The 21,041-nt window shown below is 45.7% G+C and carries 19 protein-coding genes, 2 tRNA genes, 1 other RNA gene and 1 pseudogene; 15 read left to right on the top strand and 8 right to left on the bottom strand.

Annotated features, from left to right (window positions below; translation table 11 throughout):
- The first annotated feature begins 143 nt into the window (after nt 1-143).
- Together E4T80_RS09425 and E4T80_RS09420 are read left to right on the top strand one after the other, a co-directional pair.
- Nucleotides 144-755 carry a hypothetical protein gene (locus E4T80_RS09425; protein WP_135057749.1) on the top strand — a complete coding sequence of 204 codons (612 nt, stop codon included), beginning with the start codon at nt 144-146 and terminating at the stop codon, nt 753-755.
- Nucleotides 756-1,276: 521 nt separating this feature from the next.
- A complete protein-coding gene (locus E4T80_RS09420; RefSeq protein ID WP_194186382.1) occupies nt 1,277-2,242 on the top strand; it encodes a bile acid:sodium symporter family protein in 966 nt (321 codons plus the stop codon).
- Between the two features lie 45 nt (nt 2,243-2,287).
- On the opposite strand, the gene ffs is transcribed toward E4T80_RS09420, so the two are convergent.
- Nucleotides 2,288-2,385, bottom strand: an RNA gene (gene ffs, locus E4T80_RS09415) — signal recognition particle sRNA small type.
- Nucleotides 2,386-2,571: 186 nt separating this feature from the next.
- Here ffs and E4T80_RS09410 point away from each other — a divergent pair.
- A complete protein-coding gene (locus E4T80_RS09410; RefSeq protein ID WP_135057746.1) occupies nt 2,572-3,441 on the top strand; it encodes an acyl-CoA thioesterase in 870 nt (289 codons plus the stop codon).
- Nucleotides 3,442-3,869: 428 nt separating this feature from the next.
- On the top strand, nt 3,870-4,832 hold the full coding sequence (gene cmoB, locus E4T80_RS09405) for a tRNA 5-methoxyuridine(34)/uridine 5-oxyacetic acid(34) synthase CmoB (protein ID WP_135057788.1): 963 nt from the start codon (nt 3,870-3,872) through the stop codon (nt 4,830-4,832).
- A gap of 4 nt (nt 4,833-4,836) precedes the next feature.
- Here the strand turns inward: cmoB and E4T80_RS09400 are convergent, their stop codons facing one another.
- Nucleotides 4,837-6,375: a phosphoethanolamine transferase gene (locus tag E4T80_RS09400; protein ID WP_194186381.1), complete on the bottom strand. Its 1,539-nt coding sequence runs from the start codon at nt 6,373-6,375 to the stop codon at nt 4,837-4,839.
- 1 nt (nt 6,376) lies between these two features.
- Between E4T80_RS09400 and E4T80_RS12810 the strand changes: the two genes are divergently transcribed.
- From E4T80_RS12810 to E4T80_RS09375, 6 genes and pseudogenes are all read left to right on the top strand, one after another.
- The gene (locus tag E4T80_RS12810) at nt 6,377-6,523 is read left to right on the top strand and encodes a hypothetical protein (RefSeq protein ID WP_167740714.1); all 147 of its coding nucleotides are present in this window, start codon (nt 6,377-6,379) and stop codon (nt 6,521-6,523) included.
- Nucleotides 6,516-7,229, top strand: a complete 714-nt coding sequence (gene pyrH / locus E4T80_RS09395; protein ID WP_047977648.1) for a UMP kinase — start codon at nt 6,516-6,518, stop codon at nt 7,227-7,229. The genes E4T80_RS12810 and pyrH overlap by 8 nt, the downstream gene beginning before the upstream one ends.
- A 792-nt stretch (nt 7,230-8,021) precedes the next feature.
- A complete protein-coding gene (locus E4T80_RS09390) occupies nt 8,022-8,987 on the top strand; it encodes a sigma 54-interacting transcriptional regulator (RefSeq protein ID WP_407662376.1) in 966 nt (321 codons plus the stop codon).
- 1 nt (nt 8,988) lies between these two features.
- Nucleotides 8,989-10,641: an ABC transporter substrate-binding protein gene (locus E4T80_RS09385; protein ID WP_194186380.1), complete on the top strand. Its 1,653-nt coding sequence runs from the start codon at nt 8,989-8,991 to the stop codon at nt 10,639-10,641.
- Between the two features lie 46 nt (nt 10,642-10,687).
- Nucleotides 10,688-11,314: a histidine phosphatase family protein gene (locus E4T80_RS09380; RefSeq protein ID WP_135057740.1), complete on the top strand. Its 627-nt coding sequence runs from the start codon at nt 10,688-10,690 to the stop codon at nt 11,312-11,314.
- Nucleotides 11,315-11,316: 2 nt separating this feature from the next.
- Nucleotides 11,317-11,976: pseudogene (locus tag E4T80_RS09375) on the top strand (tyrosine-type recombinase/integrase); the annotation flags it as partial.
- Nucleotides 11,977-12,007: 31 nt separating this feature from the next.
- Here E4T80_RS09375 and E4T80_RS09370 read toward each other — a convergent pair.
- Nucleotides 12,008-12,084, bottom strand: a tRNA-Arg gene (locus E4T80_RS09370).
- Between the two features lie 23 nt (nt 12,085-12,107).
- Nucleotides 12,108-12,184: transfer RNA gene (locus tag E4T80_RS09365), tRNA-Pro, on the bottom strand.
- Nucleotides 12,185-12,359: 175 nt separating this feature from the next.
- Here E4T80_RS09365 and folD point away from each other — a divergent pair.
- The 3 genes from folD (at nt 12,360) to E4T80_RS09350 (ending at nt 15,277) form a co-directional block, all read left to right on the top strand.
- Complete coding sequence (gene folD, locus E4T80_RS09360; RefSeq protein ID WP_135057737.1) at nt 12,360-13,211, top strand: bifunctional methylenetetrahydrofolate dehydrogenase/methenyltetrahydrofolate cyclohydrolase FolD; 852 nt, start codon at nt 12,360-12,362, stop codon at nt 13,209-13,211.
- A gap of 101 nt (nt 13,212-13,312) precedes the next feature.
- Entirely contained in the window at nt 13,313-14,125 is an 813-nt protein-coding gene (gene dapB, locus E4T80_RS09355) for a 4-hydroxy-tetrahydrodipicolinate reductase (protein ID WP_135057734.1), read from the top strand.
- Between the two features lie 48 nt (nt 14,126-14,173).
- Nucleotides 14,174-15,277, top strand: coding sequence for a methionine biosynthesis PLP-dependent protein (locus tag E4T80_RS09350; RefSeq protein ID WP_135057731.1), 1,104 nt, complete (start codon nt 14,174-14,176; stop codon nt 15,275-15,277).
- Between the two features lie 84 nt (nt 15,278-15,361).
- Here the strand turns inward: E4T80_RS09350 and E4T80_RS09345 are convergent, their stop codons facing one another.
- The 4 genes from E4T80_RS09345 to E4T80_RS09330 form a co-directional block, all read right to left on the bottom strand.
- Nucleotides 15,362-16,120 (bottom strand): iron ABC transporter ATP-binding protein, encoded by a 759-nt coding sequence (locus E4T80_RS09345; RefSeq protein WP_135057728.1) that lies wholly within the window; start codon nt 16,118-16,120, stop codon nt 15,362-15,364.
- Complete coding sequence (locus E4T80_RS09340; protein WP_135057725.1) at nt 16,117-17,058, bottom strand: iron chelate uptake ABC transporter family permease subunit; 942 nt, start codon at nt 17,056-17,058, stop codon at nt 16,117-16,119. The genes E4T80_RS09345 and E4T80_RS09340 overlap by 4 nt, the downstream gene beginning before the upstream one ends.
- Nucleotides 17,048-18,004 carry an ABC transporter permease gene (locus tag E4T80_RS09335; protein ID WP_135057722.1) on the bottom strand — a complete coding sequence of 319 codons (957 nt, stop codon included), beginning with the start codon at nt 18,002-18,004 and terminating at the stop codon, nt 17,048-17,050. The genes E4T80_RS09340 and E4T80_RS09335 overlap by 11 nt, the downstream gene beginning before the upstream one ends.
- 67 nt (nt 18,005-18,071) lie before the next feature.
- The gene (locus tag E4T80_RS09330; protein ID WP_135057719.1) at nt 18,072-18,974 is read right to left on the bottom strand and encodes a siderophore ABC transporter substrate-binding protein; all 903 of its coding nucleotides are present in this window, start codon (nt 18,972-18,974) and stop codon (nt 18,072-18,074) included.
- 199 nt (nt 18,975-19,173) lie between these two features.
- Here E4T80_RS09330 and glyA point away from each other — a divergent pair, with 199 nt between their 5' ends.
- A complete protein-coding gene (gene glyA, locus E4T80_RS09325; protein WP_135057716.1) occupies nt 19,174-20,436 on the top strand; it encodes a serine hydroxymethyltransferase in 1,263 nt (420 codons plus the stop codon).
- An 84-nt stretch (nt 20,437-20,520) separates the two neighbouring features.
- Nucleotides 20,521-20,790 carry a DUF1294 domain-containing protein gene (locus E4T80_RS09320; RefSeq protein ID WP_135057713.1) on the top strand — a complete coding sequence of 90 codons (270 nt, stop codon included), beginning with the start codon at nt 20,521-20,523 and terminating at the stop codon, nt 20,788-20,790.
- The last annotated feature ends 251 nt before the right edge of the window (nt 20,791-21,041 follow it).

Raw genomic sequence — 21,041 nt, 5'->3', positions numbered from 1 at the left:
GCATAGCGATAGTATGAGGTAATATTTCTTTACATTTATCAGGTAGCGTGCTTTACTTATCAGGGATAAATTAACAACTGTTTAATACTAAACCTTAGGAGACACTGATGAAACATTTAACGAAAGTGAGTTTGGCAATGCTAATGGCATTAGGATTAGCCGCTTGTGATAAAAAAGTTGAAGATAAGGCGACAGCTGCTGCAACTGAAAGTACACCGCAGGCGCAAGTTGCAGAAAAAACGGCAGCCCAAGAACTTGTTTTTCCTACACCAAATCCAAAATTATTAGAGCCTATTGCGATTTCCGATAAAAAATCGGCAACGGGTTTAAAAGATTTACAAACACTAAATGCCTTTTGGGACAAAAGTGAAGTTGAAGGTAATAAAATCAAGCAAGCCTTTCAACAAAAGGTTCGTGAGCTTGGAAAAGATAAAGAGGCATTAGCGCAATTTATTGCAACAGAGGGGCAAAAGCTGATTGATTGGAATAAACAGTTTGATGAACAGTTAGCAAAACTGAATATTCAAGATGCAGAGGTTGCCGCAATAGCGACACGTTTATCCGATTACACCCGGTTTGGTACGGCGGTATTACAGGCAAACTTTGGAGTAACACAGCAGGCATCGAAAATGTCACCAGCAGAAGAACAGGCTCTGTATGCAAAAATGAAAGAGTCTGCTAAATTTAGTAATCAGATTGTACAAGGCACAATTATTCCAGCAATCAATAAGCTAGTCGATAAATATTCAAAATAATACCTTAATAGAGAAAGTATATTGTAAGGTGATATTATAAAAGCTGAAGGGGAATCCATTCAGCTTTTATTTTATGTTTAGGCATTAGTGTCTATTTTTCGGTATTATGTAGCAAATGCACAAAAATAGACATTTTAACAGAATGTAGGGACACACTGCGTGTGTCCTTTATAAAAATCAAATTATTTCAATAGGTTAACATTCGGATACACACAGTTTGTTTCTACAAGTGAACAAAAAGCAAATTTGTGCAACTGCTACATAATATTGCTATTTTTTCTAAAAGGTAAACTGAATTTGAATATATTTGGTTTATTCTAATAATAGACATATTAACTAATATATAAATTTATGAGCGTTTTATTTTTTCGGAAAAGGTACAGATAAAATTGGGTGAAAATAAGTCATTTTAAAATAGCTGTATTTATTTCAGTATTGATATTTTTCCACACTTTTGATAATGGTAGCGTGTTCTTGATAAAACGAACATCTGACAATAACAACATTAAAGGAAGTGAAAAATGCTGACATTACTGAAAAAAGCCAGTTATTTTTTGGCGAAATTTACCGCATTATTTATCATTTTATTAGCGTGTCTAACCTTTTATCAGCCTAGCTTGTTTGAATGGGTAAAGGGCGATGCGCAAATAGTCGTACTTAGTCTGATTATGCTTTCAATGGGAATGACGTTAGGGGTTGAGGATTACAAAATCCTTGCCCAACGCCCTTGGGATATTCTTATCGGCACGGTGGCACAATATACGGTAATGCCGTTTGTCGCCATTGCGATTGCGCAAAGCCTCTCACTTTCGCCGGCGATGACTTTAGGCTTGGTACTGGTCGGCTCGTGTCCGGGCGAGGTTGCCTCAAATATTATGGCATTTCTATGCAAAGGTGATGTTGCCTTTTCGGTTGGAATGACGACGGTTTCCACGCTGCTTGCCCCTGTAATGACCCCACTGTTATTAAATTATTTGGTCGGGCAGAGTGTCGCAATGGACGGCTGGGCAATGTTTAAATTTATGTTATTGGTAACGGTGTTACCCGTAGTTGTCGGATCGAGTTTAAACATCGGGCTACATCGCAAAAAATGGTTTCAAGATGTGCAAGCCTTAATGCCGGGGATTGCCGTGATCAACTTTGCCTTTATTGTTGGTGGTGTAGTCGCCCTGTATGGCAACTATTTTTTGCAGTCCGGTGTGATAATCTTAGCCTGCATTATTTTTCATAATATCATCGGCTACGGGTTAGGCTATTTAGCCGGCAAACTGTTCGGAATGAGCTTGGCGAAAAAGAAAACGATTTCAATTGAAGTCGGGGTTCAAAACGCAGGGCTGGCAACTGGCTTAAGTATGAAATTTTTCCCGACCATACCGGAATCGGCGGTGGTGTGTGCCGTTGCGTGTGTGTGGCATTCTGTTGCCGGGACAATTTATGCCAATTTTCTGTTATGGCTGGATAAATTCAGACAGGTAAAAGTCGCCTAGCGGTTGGAAAATTGCCCTTATTTGTAAATTTGGAAAAAGGTGAGGGCGTTTCCAGCAAAACTCGGCACATAAACATTTCGATTCTGGCTGCTTTCTTCCGAACCTGACCAAGTAAACCGAATGTTATTGCGAGAAACCAAAAACGCCCTCATCGGATTACACTGTTTGTGTAAGGGCTCGGATTATAGGGAAATTCCTGCCATAAAACAAGCCCTGTGCCTAACAAGCGGTGCGATTGGTGTAAATTTTTGCAAAAAGTGTGAGAAATCCGACCGCTTGCCCTACCGATTTGCGTACAATGGGCTAAAACAATCAAAAAGGACGTGATGATGAAAAATCGGCTGACTCAACTTATCCAACTGCTCACCCTCACACCGTTGGACGAACATCGGTTTTGCGGGCAGAGTGAAGATTTAGGCTTACCGCAGGTGTTCGGCGGGCAGATTGTGGCGCAATCCCTCGCAGCCGCGACGCAAAAGGTGGCGTTAGAGCGGCATTTGCACTCTTGCCATAGCTATTTTATTAAGGCGGGTGAGGTGGGCGTGCCGATTATCTACCATACGGAAATATTGCGTCAGGGCAATAGTTTCACGGTGGTGAACGTTAATGCAATGCAGCACAATCATTTGCTTGCCCGCACAATGGCGTCTTTTCAACGGGACGAAGCGGGCTTTAGTCATCAAGTTAAGATGCCGAACGTTGCCGAGCCGGCAGCGTTTGCCTCGGAAAATCAGCTTATTTATGCGTTGGCGGCGCACCTACCGCCGAAATTAAAAGCGATTTTTCAGACCGAACGTCCGTTTGACGTGCGGATAAAATACCCGAATAACCCGTTTGAGCCACAAAGATTACCGGCTGAACAGCAGATTTGGGCAAAAGTGAACGGTGAAGCCCCACAAGATGTGCGGTTACACCAATGTTTAGCCGCCTATTTCAGCGATTTTCACTGTATTTTGACAATGTTACACCCCCACGCACGCAGTGTGATGCAACCGACTATGCGTATTGCGACCTTAGACCACAGTATGTGGTTTCACCGTGCGTTCGATTTTAACCAATGGCTGCTGTTTGCATTGGATAGCCCGAACGCTTACGCCGGCAGAGGCATTACACGCGGGCAGGTGTTTAATCCGCAGGGCGAATTGCTATTTTCTTATCAGCAGGAAGGATTGATACGAGAAATGCCGCCTGAAAAATAGGGCAGGGAAAAAGTAAATTTTTATTGACAACCGTTTTTTTTTTTTTACGATCGGGAAGTTTTATCGCCGTACCACATACAGTCGATAAAGCACTCGTGAAAACGAAGAAAATTTTATTCATTTTTAGTTATTTGCCAAACCTTGCGTTTGGCTTTTTTTGTTTTTCAAAATCCGATATTATCCGCAATGATACACACGCCGATTTAAACGTCATTGTCAGGCAACAGGCGGGGATTAACAGCCGCATTCTTTTAACATTTCTGATGAGGACAAACGTGGTGTATCGCCGAAACGGGCGGAATTGAATTTATGTCGCTGAAAATGGCAAAAAATCTCGCTAAACCGACCGCTTGCTTGTGAGCATTCAGGTTTATCCCTCGCATTATTTATATTATGATAAGACGTTCAATAACCTTATATCGAAAAATATGATTGATTTCCGTCCTTTTTACCAACAAATTGCTACCAGTCCATTGGCTGCGTGGCTGGAAACCTTGCCTCTGCAACTCAAACAGTGGGAAAAACAGACTCACGGCGATTATGCTAAATGGGCAAAAGTGGTCGAATTTTTGCCGCAGTTGGCGGCTGAAGTAAATTTAACCGATAAAGTTGAAGCCCGTTTGACAGAACCGTTGAGCGACGGTGAGTGGCAACGTTTAACCTACCATTTAAAGCAACTAATGCCGTGGCGGAAAGGCCCTTACCACCTTTACGGCGTACATATTGATTGTGAATGGCGTTCCGATTTTAAATGGGATCGGGTACTGCCACACCTTTCGCCGTTAAACGGTCGGACGATTTTAGATGTGGGCTGCGGCAGCGGCTATCATATGTGGCGAATGGTTGGCGAAGGGGCAAAAATGGTGGTCGGTATTGACCCGACCGAGCTGTTTTTGTGCCAGTTTGAAGCGGTGCGGAAATTGTTGAATAACGATCGGCGGGCAAATTTAATCCCGCTCGGCATTGAGCAAATGCAACCGTTGCACGCCTTTGATACGGTATTTTCAATGGGGGTGTTGTATCACCGTAAATCGCCGCTCGATCACCTTTCCCAATTAAAAAATCAATTAGTCAAAGGCGGGGAATTGGTGTTGGAAACTCTCGTGATTGACGGTGATGTGAATGATGTGCTAGTGCCGTCAGACCGTTATGCGAAAATGAAAAACGTCTATTTTATTCCGTCCGTGCCGGCGTTAATCAACTGGTTGGAAAAAGTCGGCTTTAAAAATGTGCGTTGTGTTGATGAAGCCGTTACAACTTTAGCCGAGCAGCGTAAAACCGATTGGTTGGAAAATGAATCGCTGATCGATTTTCTCGACCCGACCGACCATTCCAAAACGATTGAGGGCTATCCTGCCCCCAAACGTGCGGTGTTGATTGCCAATAGCTGATCGGCTATGGCGTAGGTATCGGGATTGCCGGATCGGGCAGCGTGTTAAAATTGCCGATAATCCCTTTCAGCCCGTAATCGTCAGGGTGCGATTGCGGGCTGAACAGATCGAGGCTTTTATCCAGTTTCGGGTGTTCAATGCCCAACCAGTTTGCAATGCCATTGGTAAAATTTAAGCCGGATTTGACCGCTTGATAGACCTTTCGCTCGTGATCATCACTGGCGATTTTAAACAACGGTACATCAAAATGGCGAGGGCTTTTGCCGCTACTGTTGTGAATGACGATGTTATCCTCGCTGATACTGTGGGCAAGTCCGTGATCCGCAAAATAGACCATTGAAAAGCGGCGTTGGTTTTGTTGGTAATTTTCCGTCAAATATTGGTGCAGCGTTGCCAATAGCTCATCGGTCTTTTTAATGGACGAGACATAGCAATTTAGGTTGTGATATTTTTTCGGCAACGTCGCGTCATCATAAAGTTTGGGGTAATCGGTTAAACGGTCGCAACTGATCGGGTGAGAACCGTATAAATGCACCACGATAAACCGTTTTTGCTTACTCGGCTGCGTAATAATTTGGCGGAAGATCGGCAAAAGGGCAAAATCGCTGATATTTTGCGAAAACGAATCGCCGGATTTAAGGAAAATCGTTTCATCGCTTTTATTGGCAAGGGCGGAAACCGGTGTGTCAAACGTGCCGAGGTAGCCTTGATTGGAGAGCCAGACGGTTTTAATGCCTGCGGATTTCACCAGATCAATCAGGCTATGGGTATAGTCTCCCTCCCAGTTGAGCGTGTCCGGCAGGGTCAGCATCACTTTGAGCGAAGCAATCGTATTCGTGCCGCCGGCGGTTAAACCGTCAATTAACGTACCGTTAGCGCTGCTCATAAAGGGCGTATTGGGCGAAGGGTAACCGTAGGCGTGGTGGTAATCCTTACGGGCGCTTTCGCCGATAACCAACACATAATCATCATATTGATCGCCGATAAGGCGGGCTTGCCCCCACGCACTGTCGATAGTCAGCCCGTTTAAACGGCTTAACTCTTGGCTCACCTGTCGGCTTGCCGAATAGCTTTCGTGCAAAAACTTAAACGGCGGCGTGGACATAAACACGAGCAAAATGGCGGCGACCAGAAAGGTGCGATTGTGGTGAAATCGCACCCGAAACCGTTCGGTCAGATAACGGAAAAGCAATAAACAGGCAAAAATACCGACCATTGCCAGATAATGCAGCGGCGGGATTTGGCGGAAAAATTCCCGACTCTCTTGCAAATCGGTGGCGAAAACAGAGGCGACATATTGATACGAGGGCGCACCAAAAGTTAAACCGATCGGCGTATAGAGCGCATACAGGCTAACAATCGGGAGCAGCAACGCATAAAAGGCTTTTTTGCTACTGTTTAACAGCAGCCAAACCAGCGTCAGCAGGGAGATTTCCTGTGCGGTCGGCGAGGGGAAAAAGCCCGAACCGAGCAACATTAAGAAGCTGCCGAATGCCGCCAAGCCTAGACTTGCAAGCGGTGGGATAAACTTAAAAATGGACATAATGTCAAAAAATCCGGAAAAAATAGACGAAATTTTACCGAAAATAATCGGGGCTGGCTATGGGCGTTCTCTTTTAGAATTGAAAAAGATCATCTATAATAATCCGATTTTTTTACATTCTGACAGCGCAAGAGGTAACGATGAGTAATCCGATTTATAAACGTATTTTGTTAAAATTAAGTGGTGAAGCCTTGCAGGGCGAGGAAGGTTTTGGGATTGACCCGTCTATTTTAGATAGAATGGCGTTAGAGATCAAAGAGTTACTGGAAATGGGTGTAGAAGTCGGAGTCGTATTGGGCGGCGGCAACTTATTCCGTGGCGCAAAACTAGCCAAAGCGGGAATGAACCGTGTGGTCGGCGACCATATGGGAATGTTAGCCACCGTAATGAACGGCTTGGCGATGCGAGATTCTCTCCACCGTGCTGATGTGAATGCAAAATTGATGTCGGCATTCCAATTAAACGGCATTTGCGATACTTATAACTGGTCGGAAGCGATCAAAATGTTGCGTGAAAAACGGGTGGTGATTTTCTCTGCCGGTACGGGTAGCCCGTTCTTTACCACCGATTCCGCTGCCTGCTTGCGTGGGATTGAAATTGAAGCGGATGTCGTGTTAAAAGCGACCAAAGTGGACGGTGTGTATGATAAAGATCCGGCAAAAAATGCCGATGCGGTGCTTTATCAAACATTAAGCTATGCCGAAGTAATCGAAAAAGAGTTGCAAGTGATGGATTTAGCCGCCTTTACCCTTGCCCGTGATCACGGTATGCCGATCCGTGTTTTCAATATGGGTAAACCGGGTGCGTTAAAAGCGGTGGTTACCGGTACAACGGAAGGGACGACCATTTCCTAACGGACGCTGTTTTCATCGCTAGATATAAGGAACGCCTCGCTGCGTTCCTTTGTTTTTTGGACTAAAACGTAAACAAAAGTTTCCAAATTTAGCGTTTGGGAGTATGATAACCTCTACAACAGGCGGTGAGATTAACCACAAAATTTGCAAAGGGGGATTGAAATGCGATTAGTGATTGAATGTATTGAACGCATCGGGGTAGCTCAGGATATTCTAAGTTTACTTGCCAAACAGAGCATCAATTTAGAGGGCATCGAGCTGGAAAAGCAGGCGGAAAAAGGCTTGATCTATTTACGCACCGAAGCTATTGAGCAACAACATCAGGCAGAACTGCTGCGTCAAATCAAAAAAATTCCGAGTGTCATTACCGTTCAAGCCTTACATCATCTTCCCCAAGAGCGTAAGAATTTAGAGCTGCAAGCCTTGATTGAAGCCTTACCAAATCCGGTGTTGTCGTTGGATATTCACGGTAAAATCGCTTTTGCCAACTCCCAAGCCTGTAAACTGTTGCTGCCGATTTATCGGGCAACCCTGCCAAAGAAAAAGCAACACATTGCCACCCTTGAGGCTGTTCCGTTGAATGAGGTGATCGTCAATCTCAATCGCACCAAATGGTATCCGAGCGTTTTACAGCAAGGCTTGAATGTTCAAAACGATACCCGACAACCGATTTCCCACCCGATTCAATTTCACGATCAAGTATGGCGAATGGACGTGCTGCCCCTCGAATTATGGGAAGCAGGGCAAAACCGCTTGCTCGGCTATGTGGTGAATTTACAATCTCAACAGGCAATGCAGCTCGATTTGCGTCAGTTTATGGCAAATCAGAACAGCGACTTTGATCATATTATCGGCAACAGCCCGAAAATGCGGGCGGTGATTGAACAGGCGAAAAAATTTGCTACCCTCAACGCTCCACTGCTCATTCAAGGGGAAACGGGGACGGGCAAAGATCTCTTTGCCAAAGCCTGCCATCAATTCAGCTTTCGCCGAGACCAAAAATTCATTGCGGTGAATTGTGCCGGTTTGCCGGCAGAGGAGGCCGAGAGCGAAATGTTCGGGCATCGCCGCAACGGGCAAGAAAGCATCGGCTTTTTCGAGTATGCTAACGGCGGAACAGTGTTATTGGACGGCATTGCCGAATTGTCGTTAGAAATGCAAGCGAAGTTACTGCGTTTTCTGAATGACGGCTCATTTCGGCGGGTGGGAGAAGATAAGGAAATTCACGTAGACGTAAGGGTGATCTGCACCTCTCAACAACCGTTAGCCACCTTGGTTGCAGAGGGCAAAGTGCGGCAAGATCTCTTTCACCGTTTGAACGTATTAACCCTGAATTTACCGCCGCTGAGGGAGCGTCAGGGGGATCTGCCGCTGCTGGTCGCTCAGTTTGTCGCCCAAATCAGCCAGCAACTTGGCATTGCTCCGCCTTATTATGATGAAGCCTTTATTAACGCCTTACAGGGCTATCAGTGGGTCGGCAATCTGCGGGAATTGTACAATGCGATTTATCGGGCGTGTTCGCTGGCGACCAATCAATTATCGGTGCAGGATTTGGATCTGCCGCAGGCGATGGCGATTGAAGCGGAGATCAGCCACCTTGAAAACGCCACATTGGACGAATTGGTGAATCGCTTTGAAGCTTCACTGTTACGCAAATTTTACGCCGAATATCCTAGCACCCGCAAACTTGCCCAACGGCTAGGCATTTCGCATACCGCCGTGGCAAACAAACTGCGAATTTACGGCATCGGGAAATAAAATGATGAAGAACTTAACACAAGCGGTCGCATTCAGTACGTTTTTTGCAATTATCGGATTACAACCGACCGCTTACAGTGCGCCCCGCATACCGTCGGATCTGCTGGATAACAGCTTGGTTTATTGCACCAACGCTAGCGGTTTTTCCTTCAACCCGCAAAAAGCGGATGTCGGCACTAATATGAACGTGGTAACGGAGCAAATTTACGATAAACTGTTTGAGTTTGACCCACGGCATAACCGCTTAAAGCCGGCATTGGCGACACATTTTCAGATTAGTAATGATGGGCTGACAATCACCCTCACACTACGCAAAAACGTACAATTTCATCAAACAAAATGGTTTACGCCGAGCCGTGCCTTTAATGCCGACGATGTGGTGTTTTCCCTCAATCGTGTGATGAACCGCCACGAAGAATTATCCGAGCTGGATGCGGCGCAGCGTCAAGAAAATCAAGACGAATGGGCGGATCGTACCCATTTCCCCTATTTTGAAAGTATTGATTTAAAGAGCAAAATTGCCCGCGTGTTTGCCCCTTCGCCCTATGTGGTCAAAATCGAATTAACCCGCCCCGATGCGTCATTGCCGGCGTATTTGTCCAGTCAATATGCGGTGATACTCTCCAAAGAGTATGCGTTGCAACTGAATGCGGACGACAACCTCAGCCAGTTAGATATTTTGCCGGTCGGCACGGGCGTTTACCAGTTGGAAAGCTACGCTCAAAACGATTTCGCCCGCCTCAAACCGAACCCGCATTATTGGGGCGAAAAAGCACATATTGAGAATATGATCGTGGATTTCTCCACTACCGGCACGGGCAGAATGGCGAAATTTCTGAATAATGAGTGCGATATTTCCGCTTTTCCGGAATTAAGCCAATTATCCGTGTTAAACGCCGAGCAGGGCTATTTGGTGGAAAATCAAGGGGCAAATTTAGCATTTTTGGCGTTTAATATGCAGCAACCGCAAATGCAAGATATTGCCCTACGCCGTTATATTGCCCAATCTATTGATCGTCAGCGGTTAGCGAAGGTGTTATTTTATGGGGCGGCACAGGTGGCACAAGGCGTATTGCCCGCTGCGTTGATGGCAGATTTCCGCCCGATTGTACCAAACGAGGCAGCGGCAAATTTGCCGGAAAAACCGCTTAACCGACCGCTTGTATTATGGGTGATCGATGAAAAACGGGTGTATGGTTTGCACCCGCTGAAAATGGCGGAGTTTATCCGGCACGAATTGGTGCGGGCAGGGCTAAAGGTGAACGTCCGCCCGGTCAGCCGTGCCTTTTTGGTGCAACAACTGGAACAGGGCAGTGCGGATTATGATCTGATTTTAAGTGGCTGGCTGGCGAATAATTTCGATCCGGATAATTTTTTAACGCCCATTTTGAGTTGCCAAGCGCCCCGTTCCGTCACCAATTTGGCAAATTGGTGCGAACCGATATTCGATCAGTTGCTGCACTCTGCCCGTTTGAGTGAAAACTCGGCACAGCGGCAGATGCTGTATCAACAAGCAGACGATTTTTTGCAAAAAAACTTGCCGATCGTCCCGCTTGTTAGCGTTAATCGGGTATTGATTGTCAATAATGAAATCGAAAATGTCCGGATCAGCCCGTTTGGGCAGGTTAATTTATCGCGTATTAGAGTGAAATAAGCGGTTTTAGCGCAGTTTCAATCAGTTAATTTAAGAGGAAAGTAAAATGGCATTACAGATTTATTTAATCCGCCACGGTCGCACCGAATGGAATGTGGCAGGTTTATTACAGGGCAGCGGTGATTCTCCGTTGGTCGAAGAAGGCATTGAAAATGCAAAATTAACCGGCAAAGCCCTTGCCGATATTGAGTTTAGTGCCTGTTACTCCAGCTTGCTCAAACGAACCCACGACACCGCCGGGTATATTATCGGCGAACGGGATATTCCCCATTTTCACCATAAAGGGCTGAATGAGCTGCATTTTGGTGTTTGGGAAGGACAGCGTTCCGCCGACTTAGCCGAACACCCCGACTATATTCTGCTCCGCACTCAACCGGAGCGTTATAAAGCGGAAAGCAGCCAAGGCGAGCTGATTGAGGATTTCTACCATCGGGTGATGAAAGCCTTTCAGCAGATTGTTGATCGCCACCAAGATGGCGAAAATATTCTGATTGTCTCGCACGGAATGACGCTAACCCTGCTCACTGCCGTACTCAAAGGCTTACCGTGGCAGCAATTTCGCAATACGGAATTACACAGTTTTGTGCTGAATACGGCAATTAACGTGGTTAAAGTCGAGAATAGCAAAGCCGAATTGGTAGAATTTAATAATGTTGAACATTTGGTGAAATAGCTTTAACAATCTTGAACCTTGCACATAAGGCAGGGATACTAGACAAAGTACCTTATATCCCCAAGAAAAAAGAGCCACCAATTCGAGTGCGTTGGATCACTAAAGAGCAAGCACGAGAATTAATCGGCAAACTTAGCCAAGAATGGATGCGTGCAATCTGCTCATTTGCTTTAATGACAGGAGCAAGGCGTACCGAGATTCTCACTTTGACGTGGGATAAAATCGACTTCGTGCGTAAAGTAGCATTGGTTACTAACGACGTCGCTAAATCGGGTAAAGCTCGCTCATTATTACTCAATGATGAAGCTATCGCCTTGCTTAAATCAATTCGTAACAGACATCCCAAATATGTGTTTGTCGGTAGAAATGGTAATCCGCTAACGGACATCAACCGAAAGTCTTTCACGCTAGCAACGAAAAAATGCTTTCTAGTTGATTTCCATTTCCACGATTTGCGACACACTTGGGCAAGCTGGCACGTTCAAGCAGGTACACCGTTATTCACGCTCAAAGAATTAGGCGGTTGGGAAACACTTGAAATGGTCAAGAAATACGCTCATTTGAATGCGGATCATTTATTGGAACACGCAAACAAAGTAGAATTTCACGGCACATTTACGACACACCTAGAGCCTAAGGCACATTTAAAACGTGTTGCGTAATATATAACGTATTGAAAAATAAGACTTTTAATGGCACGCCCTAAAGGATTCGAACCTTTGACCCACGCCTTAGAAGGGCGTTGCTCTATCCAGCTGAGCTAAGGGCGCAATAATTAGGAAAAAAAGAGAAGTGGTCGGCGAGATAGGATTTGAACCTACGACCCACTGGTCCCAAACCAGTTGCGCTACCAAGCTGCGCTACTCGCCGACGTTTGAATGGCTGGCATTATAAAGTTTTCCTTTGTTTCGTCAATAAAATTATGCCGCTTTCAACTTAAATGCGTATTCTTTAAACATTGAATAATGGAATAGCTTACTAAAAGTCAAAAATTTTGAGAAAATAGCTAACGCAAACGTTTTCGTACTCTGTGGAAGGAATTTTTATGTCTGCGCAAATTATTTCCGGAAGTCAGTTGGCTTCTCAAATTAAAGCCGATGTGGCGTCACAAATTACCCGTTTTATTGAAAAAGGTCAGCGAGCGCCGGGGCTGGCGGTTATTTTAGTCGGCGCCGATCCGGCATCGCAAGTTTATGTGAACAGTAAACGCAAAAGTTGTGCTGGAATCGGCATTCAATCCAAATCCTTTGATTTGTCGGAAAACACGTCCGAAGCCGAATTGTTGGCGTTAATCGACCAACTTAACCAAGATGACAGTGTGGACGGGATTTTGGTGCAACTGCCGTTGCCGGCGCATATTGATAGCACCAAAGTGATCGAAGCCATTCAGCCGGATAAAGATGTGGACGGTTTTCACCCTTATAATGTCGGGCGGTTGTGTCAGCGTATCCCGACTTTGCGTGCCTGCACCCCTTATGGTGTGATGAAATTATTGGAAACGACCGGTGTCGATTTATACGGCAAGCACGCAGTGATTGTCGGTGCATCGAACATTGTCGGTCGCCCAATGGCGTTGGAGCTGTTGTTAGCCGGTTGTACGGTAACGGTAACGCATCGTTTCACGCAAGATTTGGCAAGCCATATCCGCCAAGCCGATATTGTGGTGGTGGCAGTCGGCAAACCGCAATTTATTCCGGGTGAATGGATTAAAAAAGGGGCGATTGTGATCGATGTTGGCATTAACCGTCTTGACGGGAAATTGGTCGGCGATGTGGCATTTGACGTTGCTTCGCAAAATGCCGCCTTTATTACGCCGGTACCGGGCGGCGTAGGGCCGATGACCGTTGCAATGCTAATGCAAAATACCTTGCAAGCCTATCAACAGCATATTGGTTAGGTGTGCCGATCCCCTGCTTTCGAGTCGGGGATTTTTCGTCTTTGAAAAGCAAAAAATATCTTGTAGAATCAATCTATTTCAAACAAATAGAAGGTGCAAATATGACATTAAAAATAGCGATTGTCGGAGCAGGCGGGCGAATGGGACGCCAACTGATTCAAGCGGTACATCAAGCAGAAGGTGTCGCATTAGGAGCAGCTTTTGAACGGGACGGTTCCTCGTTAATCGGCTCCGATGCGGGTGAAGTGGCGGGGATCGGCACAATCGGCGTAAAAATTGAAGGCAATTTAGCCGATACGCAAACGGCATTTGATATATTGATTGATTTTACCCGTCCCGAAGGGACATTAGCCCATTTGGATTATTGCGTGGCGCACGCAAAAAAAATGGTGATCGGCACAACAGGCTTTGATGAGGCGGGTAAACAAGCTATCCGAGAGGCAGCCGAGAAAATCGGCATTGTATTTGCGTCAAATTACAGTGTCGGGGTCAATTTAGTGTTTAAATTGCTGGAAAAAGCGGCGAAAGTAATGGGTGATTATTGTGATATTGAAGTCATCGAAGCACATCACCGTCATAAAGTGGACGCGCCGTCCGGCACGGCATTATCAATGGGGGAACATATTGCGAAAACCCTTGGGCGAGAGTTGCGTACTCACGGTGTATTCGCTCGGGAAGGGATAACCGGCGAGCGTAAACGGGACGAAATCGGCTTTGCGACAATCCGTGCCGGCGATGTGGTAGGGGAGCATAGCGTCTGGTTTGCCGATGAAGGGGAACGGGTTGAGATTACCCACAAAGCCTCCAGCCGTATGACCTTTGCCAATGGGGCGGTGCGTGCGGCAAAATGGCTGGCGGATAAACCTCACGGCTTATTTGATATGACAGACGTACTGGATTTAACTAATCTCTAATCACAAGCGGTCGGTTTGGCTGATCTTTTTGCAAAAGGACAACAGAGAATGAAACACAACATTGAAACCACATTAGTGCAGCTCGGCAATCGTAGCGATCCGAGAACCGGCGCCGTTGCCACGCCGATTATTTTATCTACCGCTTACGGACGGGACGGTTTGGGCGAGTCCACCGGCTTTGATTATACCCGCACCAAAAATCCAACTCGGGATATTCTGGAGCAGGGCATTGCCAAGCTGGAGGGCGGTGATGCCGGTTTTGCGTGTGCGTCCGGAATGGCGGCAATTCAGTTGATTATGTCGCTGTTTAAAGCGCCGGACGAGTGGATTGTTTCCAGCGATGTGTACGGCGGCACTTACCGTTTACTTGATTTTTGTTATAAAAATAACCACACAGTCAAGCCGGTGTATGTGAATACGGCGTCCGTTGAGGCGATTGAGCGGGCGATTACCCCGAATACCAAAGCGATTTTTGTGGAAACGCCCTCTAATCCGCTAATGGAAGAGTGTGATGTGGATGCAATTTCCGCTTTGGCGAAAAAGCATCAATTATTGCTGATTGTGGATAACACCTTTTTAACGCCGGTATTGTTCCGCCCGATAGAACACGGAGCGGATATTGTGATTCACAGTGCAACCAAATATTTATCGGGGCATAATGATGTGCTGGCGGGCTTGATTGTTGCAAAAGGGCAGAGCCTATGCGAGCGGCTTTATTATATCCAAAACGGCGCAGGACCGGTGCTTTCCCCGTTCGATTCATATTTGGCAATCCGTGGTTTGAAGACGTTGGCGTTAAGAATGGAACGGCATCAAGCCAATGCGACCGAAATTGCCGCCTTTTTAAAGGCACAGCCACAGATCTACAGCGTGCTTTATTCCGGTAAGAGCGGAATGCTTTCGTTCCGTTTGAAAGAAGAAAGGTGGGTGCCGATTTTCCTGAAAGCGATCAAACTGATTACCTTTGCCGAAAGTCTGGGCGGCACGGAAAGTTTTATCACCTATCCGTCCACCCAAACCCATATGGATATTCCCGAAGCCGAGCGGATTGCCCGTGGTATCACGAATAATTTATTGCGTTTTTCCGTTGGTTTGGAACATGTGGACGATATTAAAGCTGACTTACTGCAAGCCTTTGCCGAGTTGAAATAACGGCATTTTCAGCCAAAATAGTTGGAAAGGGACACAGGTTGTGTCCCTTTTTTGTGAATTTTTTATCACATCTACCCGCTTGCGTCAGAGATGATGTACCACTAGCGGTTTACCTTGATGGGTTAGCACTTCCGCATCAAGATTAAAAATCTGTTGCAGATTTTCACGGGTAATCATTTCCGCAGGCGATCCGATTTTGGCGATCCGTCCCTGTTGCATCGCTACAATATTATCCGCATAGGCAGCGGCGATATTGATGTCGTGTACCACCATTATCGTGGTGAGGTTCAGCTCGTCAGTGAGTTGGCGAAGTAGTTGCATCAAGGCACGCGCGTGAAACATATCCAAATTGTTGAGCGGCTCATCTAATAAAATATATTGGGTTTGTTGGCAGAAGATCATTGCAATAAACGCCCGTTGCCGCTGCCCGCCGGACAGTTCGGCAAGAAAACGATCGGCAAAGGGGGTGAGATCAAAACGCTCAAGGGCTTGTTGCACAATGGTTCGATCGTTATCGCCGATTTTGCCTTGATGGTGAGGATAACGCCCGAACATCAGCAGATCCCGCACGGTAATGCGGCTGTGAATGGTATTATCTTGGGTTAAAATCGCTAAGTGCTTGGCAATAGTACAAGAGGGCGTGCGGTGAATATCCAGCTCATTAAGGTGAATTGTCCCTTGTTGCAACGGTTGCAGGCGGGCAATCAGCGACAGCAGAGTCGATTTCCCCGCCCCATTTGCACCAATCAAGGCGGTAATACCGCCGTCTTGAATGGTTAAATCAATATGATCGAGAATTTGATGACATCCAATGTGATGACAAACTTGACTAATTTTAATCATTTCGTCTTCCTGAAAATAAGATAAATAAACACGATCCCACCGACAAATTCAATCACCACACTGAGTACGCCGTGCATTTTCAACACCTGTTCAAACAGAGCCTGCCCTAAAATCAAGGTGGTTGCCGAAATTAATACCGTCATCGGTAGGCGGATATGATGCTGCATTGTCGGGCTGATGGCATTCACAATCGCACACACTAATAGCCCGAGGAATAAAATCGGCCCGACCAGTGCGGTGGAAACGGACACCAGCAGCGAGCAGCAGATCAGTAATTGGCGACTGAAGCGGTGATAATCCAGCCCGAGTGCAGTGGCATAGTCTTTGCCGAGCAGTAAAACATCTAATTTATGCCGTTGCCGCCAAACCCAAATCAGACTGAATAGGGCAATGATGCCACCGAACCATAATAAATGCCCTTTTACGCTATTAAAATTGGCAAAGGACGACCCTTGAGCGATAGCAAATTCGTTCGGGTCGATCATTCGCTGAAGCAAATTGTTCAAATTGCGGAATAGCACCCCGAAAATCACTCCGACTAAAATCATTCGGGCAAGATCGGGGTTGCCTTTGGTGAGGGTCGAAAACAGCAAGAGTGAGCCGCCCAGCATCATCAGGGTTTCAAAAATAAATTTACTGCTAATATCCAGTTGTGTAAAGCCGAGTCCCCCGAACATAAAGACTAACGCTGTTTGAGTGAGTAGGTAGAGATAATCGAAGCCGAGAATGCTTGGGGTTAAAATCGGATTGTGGGTGAGCGTTTGGAATAACAAGGTGGATACGCCGATAGTATAGCCGATGATCAGCAACATCAGCCATTTTTTGCCACGAAAGGGGAGGACGAAATCCCAATGACCATTCGCATTGTAGCCGATAAAAAAGAGGCTTGCGCCTAGAAAAAGCAGGCTCAATATCAGTAGGCGGCGTTTAGTGTGCATTACGTTTCCCCTTAAACAGCAGATACAGGAAAATCAGCGTACCTAATACGCCAAATACGGTTGAGATCGGTATTTCATAAGGGGCATTGATGACACGCCCTAAAATATCACACCCCAATACTAAATTTGCCCCAAGCAGTGCAACCACAGGCAGATTTTGGCGTAAACGGTCGCCGGCCAAACGGCAGACAATATTCGGCACGACCAGCCCGATAAACGGAATTTGCCCGACTGTTACAACGACAACAGCGGTAATCATTGCGACTAACACCAATGCCAGCCACGTCATTTGCTGATAGTTAATGCCTAAATTGGTACAGATATTTTTGCCCAATCCTGCAATAGTGAGCTGATCTGCCATAAAATAAATCAGCAAAGCTAAACCGGCGGTGAGCCACAGTAATTCATAGCGTCCGGCAAGAATGCCGGAGAAGTCGCCGGACGTCCACACACTGAGCAGTTGTAAGCTGTCGGTTTCGTAGGCAATAAATGTGCCGATAGCGTCAATAATATTACCAAAGATAATGCCGACTAACGGCACCATCAACTGTTGGTGCGGCGGCAACCGCTGGAGTAGCAAACTAAAAATTCCCATACCGACTAAGGCACAGAGTGTCGCAATCGCCATTTTGCCCAACAAAGCGGCGGTAGGAAAGACGAGGCTGGCAAGCAGAATCCCAATACCGGCACTTTGCGTTGCGCCGATCATACTCGGGTCGATAAAACGGTTTTTTAGCACAATTTGTAACACCATACCCGCAACAGCAAGGGTTGCGCCCACTAATAGTACGGCGAGGGTGCGGGGCAAACGGCTAATCAGCAGCAGTTGCATCTGCTCCGGCTGGGTAAACAGTGTTGTCCAATCAAAGTCCGCCACCCCTGTGGTAATGCTGATCGAGAAAAGGAGCAGCAATATAAAAAGATTAACTCGATGTAAAGAAAACATAGTCCGAAAAAACAAGCGGTCGGATTGCAGAAAAAGTTTGCAATCTTACCGCTTGCTCAAAAAGTGATTATTTTTGCTCGAAGGCGTGCTTAATATTGGTTAAATCGGTTTTGATTTGCTCAACACCGCCCGGTGCAAGATAAGAGGCACTGCTAAGGTACACGATTTGCCCGTTTTTCCACGCTTTCGTTTGATGAACCAACTCATTATCCAGCACCTCTTTTGCGGTTTTGCCCTCTTCGCCGATAGCCGCAATGCGATCTAGCACGAATAGCCAATCCGGATTGAGTTTTTGGATAAATTCAAAACTGACCGGCTGACCGTGCCCTTGAGCTTTCAGGCTAGGATCTGCCATTGGTATGCCGAGGCTATTGTGAATCCAACTTAAACGATAGCCCGAACCGAAAGCGGAAATTTTGCCCCCGTTCACCAAAATAATTAAGCCGTTACCTTTGCCTTTTACAGCGGCTTGGGTTTGTTGGAAAAGCGTACTTATCTCGCTTTTGAGTTTGTCCGCTTCCGCTTGCTTGTCGAATAATTTGCCGAAACTGTCAATCCGTTGCAAACCGCTTTCGATCAATTTATCGCCGTTATCGGTTAAATCAATGGTTTTCGCAAGTGAGCTGACATCATCGAATTTCTTCGCTGTACGAGTGCCGACAATAATTAAATCCGGTTTAAGCTCGTTTAATGCCTCCAAATTCGGCTCGAAAACCGTACCGACTTTTTGAGCATTTGCAAGCGTAGATTGAGTGTAAGGTATGAGCTTAGCAACATCTGCCGCACCATCGACTTTCACGCCTAAGGCGTGCAACGTATCAATACTGCCGGTATCAAATACCGCAATTTTCGCCGGCGGCGCAGAGAGCGTTACCTCCCCCCGAGCGGTTGGGATTGTTACCTCTTTCGCCAATACGGAAGTGGTAAGTGCGGCAAAAGCCGTCAGCGTGAATAATGTTTTTTTCAGCATAGTAACACCTATATTATTGATAACAATTCTCAATGATTGTAAGGGAATTTTAATGAAAATACAATGTATTAAACTTATCTTGATCGTAGGTGGTGAGAAACAATGAAAATTTGCAAAAAACACTACCGAACTTGTAAAAAACTGCGTAAAATGGCAGAGTTTTTTATTACGCAAACGATTACTTATAGGAGAATCCGCAATGTTAAGACGTGATATGAATATCGCAGATTACGATCCCGTATTATGGCAAGCTATTCAGGACGAAAACCGTCGTCAGGAAGAGCATATTGAGCTTATCGCTTCAGAAAACTATGCCAGCCCGCGTGTAATGGAAGCACAGGGATCTCAATTTACGAACAAATATGCGGAAGGCTATCCGGGCAAACGTTATTACGGCGGTTGTGAATATGCCGATATTGTTGAGCAGCTTGCTATTGATCGTGCAAAAGAATTATTCGGTGCGGACTACGCTAATGTGCAGCCTCATTCGGGATCACAGGCAAATGCAGCCGTGTATATGGCGTTATTAGAACCGGGCGATACTATTTTAGGAATGAGTCTTGCTCACGGCGGTCATTTAACGCACGGTGCGTCCGTGAGCTTCTCCGGCAAAATTTATAAAGCGGCGCAATACGGTATTACCGACGAGGGTTTGATTGATTATGATGCCTTGCGTAAACAAGCCCAAGAAGTGAAGCCAAAAATGATTGTGGGCGGTTTTTCAGCCTATTCGCAAGTGGTAGATTGGGCGAAAATGCGTGAAATTGCCGATGAAGTCGGGGCGTATTTGTTTGTCGATATGGCGCACGTTGCCGGTTTAATTGCGGCGGGTGTGTATCCAAGCCCGATTTCTCACGCACACGTTGTAACCACTACAACGCATAAGACGTTGGCAGGTCCTCGTGGCGGTTTGATTTTATCCGCAGCGAAAGATGAAGAACTGTATAAGAAATTACAAAGTGCTGTTTTCCCGGCTGGGCAGGGCGGGCCTTTGGTACACGTGATGGCGGCGAAAGCGGTCTGCTTTAAAGAGGCGTTAGAGCCGGAATATAAAACCTACCAAGCGCAAGTCGTAAAAAATGCTAAGGCAATGGTTGAAGTGTTTAAACAACGTGGCTTTGATGTTGTGTCAAACGGCACGGAAAACCACTTATTCTTGGTCAATTTGGTCTCAAAAGGTTTAACGGGTAAAGCGGCGGATGCGGCTTTAGGGCGTGCGAACATTACGGTCAATAAAAATGCAGTGCCAAATGATCCGCAAAAACCGTTTGTAACATCGGGCATTCGTGTCGGTACACCGGCAGTAACCCGCCGTGGCTTTAAAGAAGCTGATGTTGTTGAGCTGGCAGGTTGGATGTGCGATGTATTAGACAGTATCGACAAAGATAACGAAGCTGATGTAATTGAAGCGACAAAAGCCAAAGTATTAGCAATTTGCCAACGTTTGCCGGTTTATCCATAGTGATTTGCGACTGCAAGCGGTTTGTTTAGACTGATTTTTTGTAAACCCCGATTTACTCGGGGTTTCTTTTTTTAGGAAAAATGAATGTTAATTTTTGTGTGTGGCTATTTGTTAGGGATAAACCTGCTTGGTCTTTATTTAATGTATGTTGATAAGCAGAAATCTCTGAAAAAGCATTGGCGTATTCCGGAATCGAATTTATTGTTTATTTGTGCCTGTGGCGGATTTATCGGGATCTATCTTGGAATGAAATATATTAGGCATAAGACGAAGCACTGGCAGTTTCATTTTGCGGTGATTACCTCAGTGTTAGGCTGGCTAGGTTTAGCTATATTTTACGTTTATTTGCAGTAAGCTGTTGGATTTGTTCAAGCTAAAAAAAGCCCACAATCAAAAAGCGAGAGTGGGCGGAGGTCTTACCTAAAAGGAAACGAAAAAAACTTGCTACTTTAAATTAAGCATCTAGCGTCTTATCAGACTGGCGTTTACGCATAAAGTTCAAATGGAGTGAAAAAATTTTTATATTTTTTGAAAAAAAAATTTCTTTTTGGAAATTTTAGACATTTCTTAAATATAAAAAAGCCTATCAGGAGTGATAGGCTAAC

The organism is Muribacter muris, from assembly GCF_004569585.1.
GTDB classification, from domain to species: domain Bacteria; phylum Pseudomonadota; class Gammaproteobacteria; order Enterobacterales; family Pasteurellaceae; genus Muribacter; species Muribacter muris.
The sequence above is the reverse complement of the archived record's forward strand: the minus strand, read 5'-3'. Positions and strand labels throughout refer to the sequence as shown.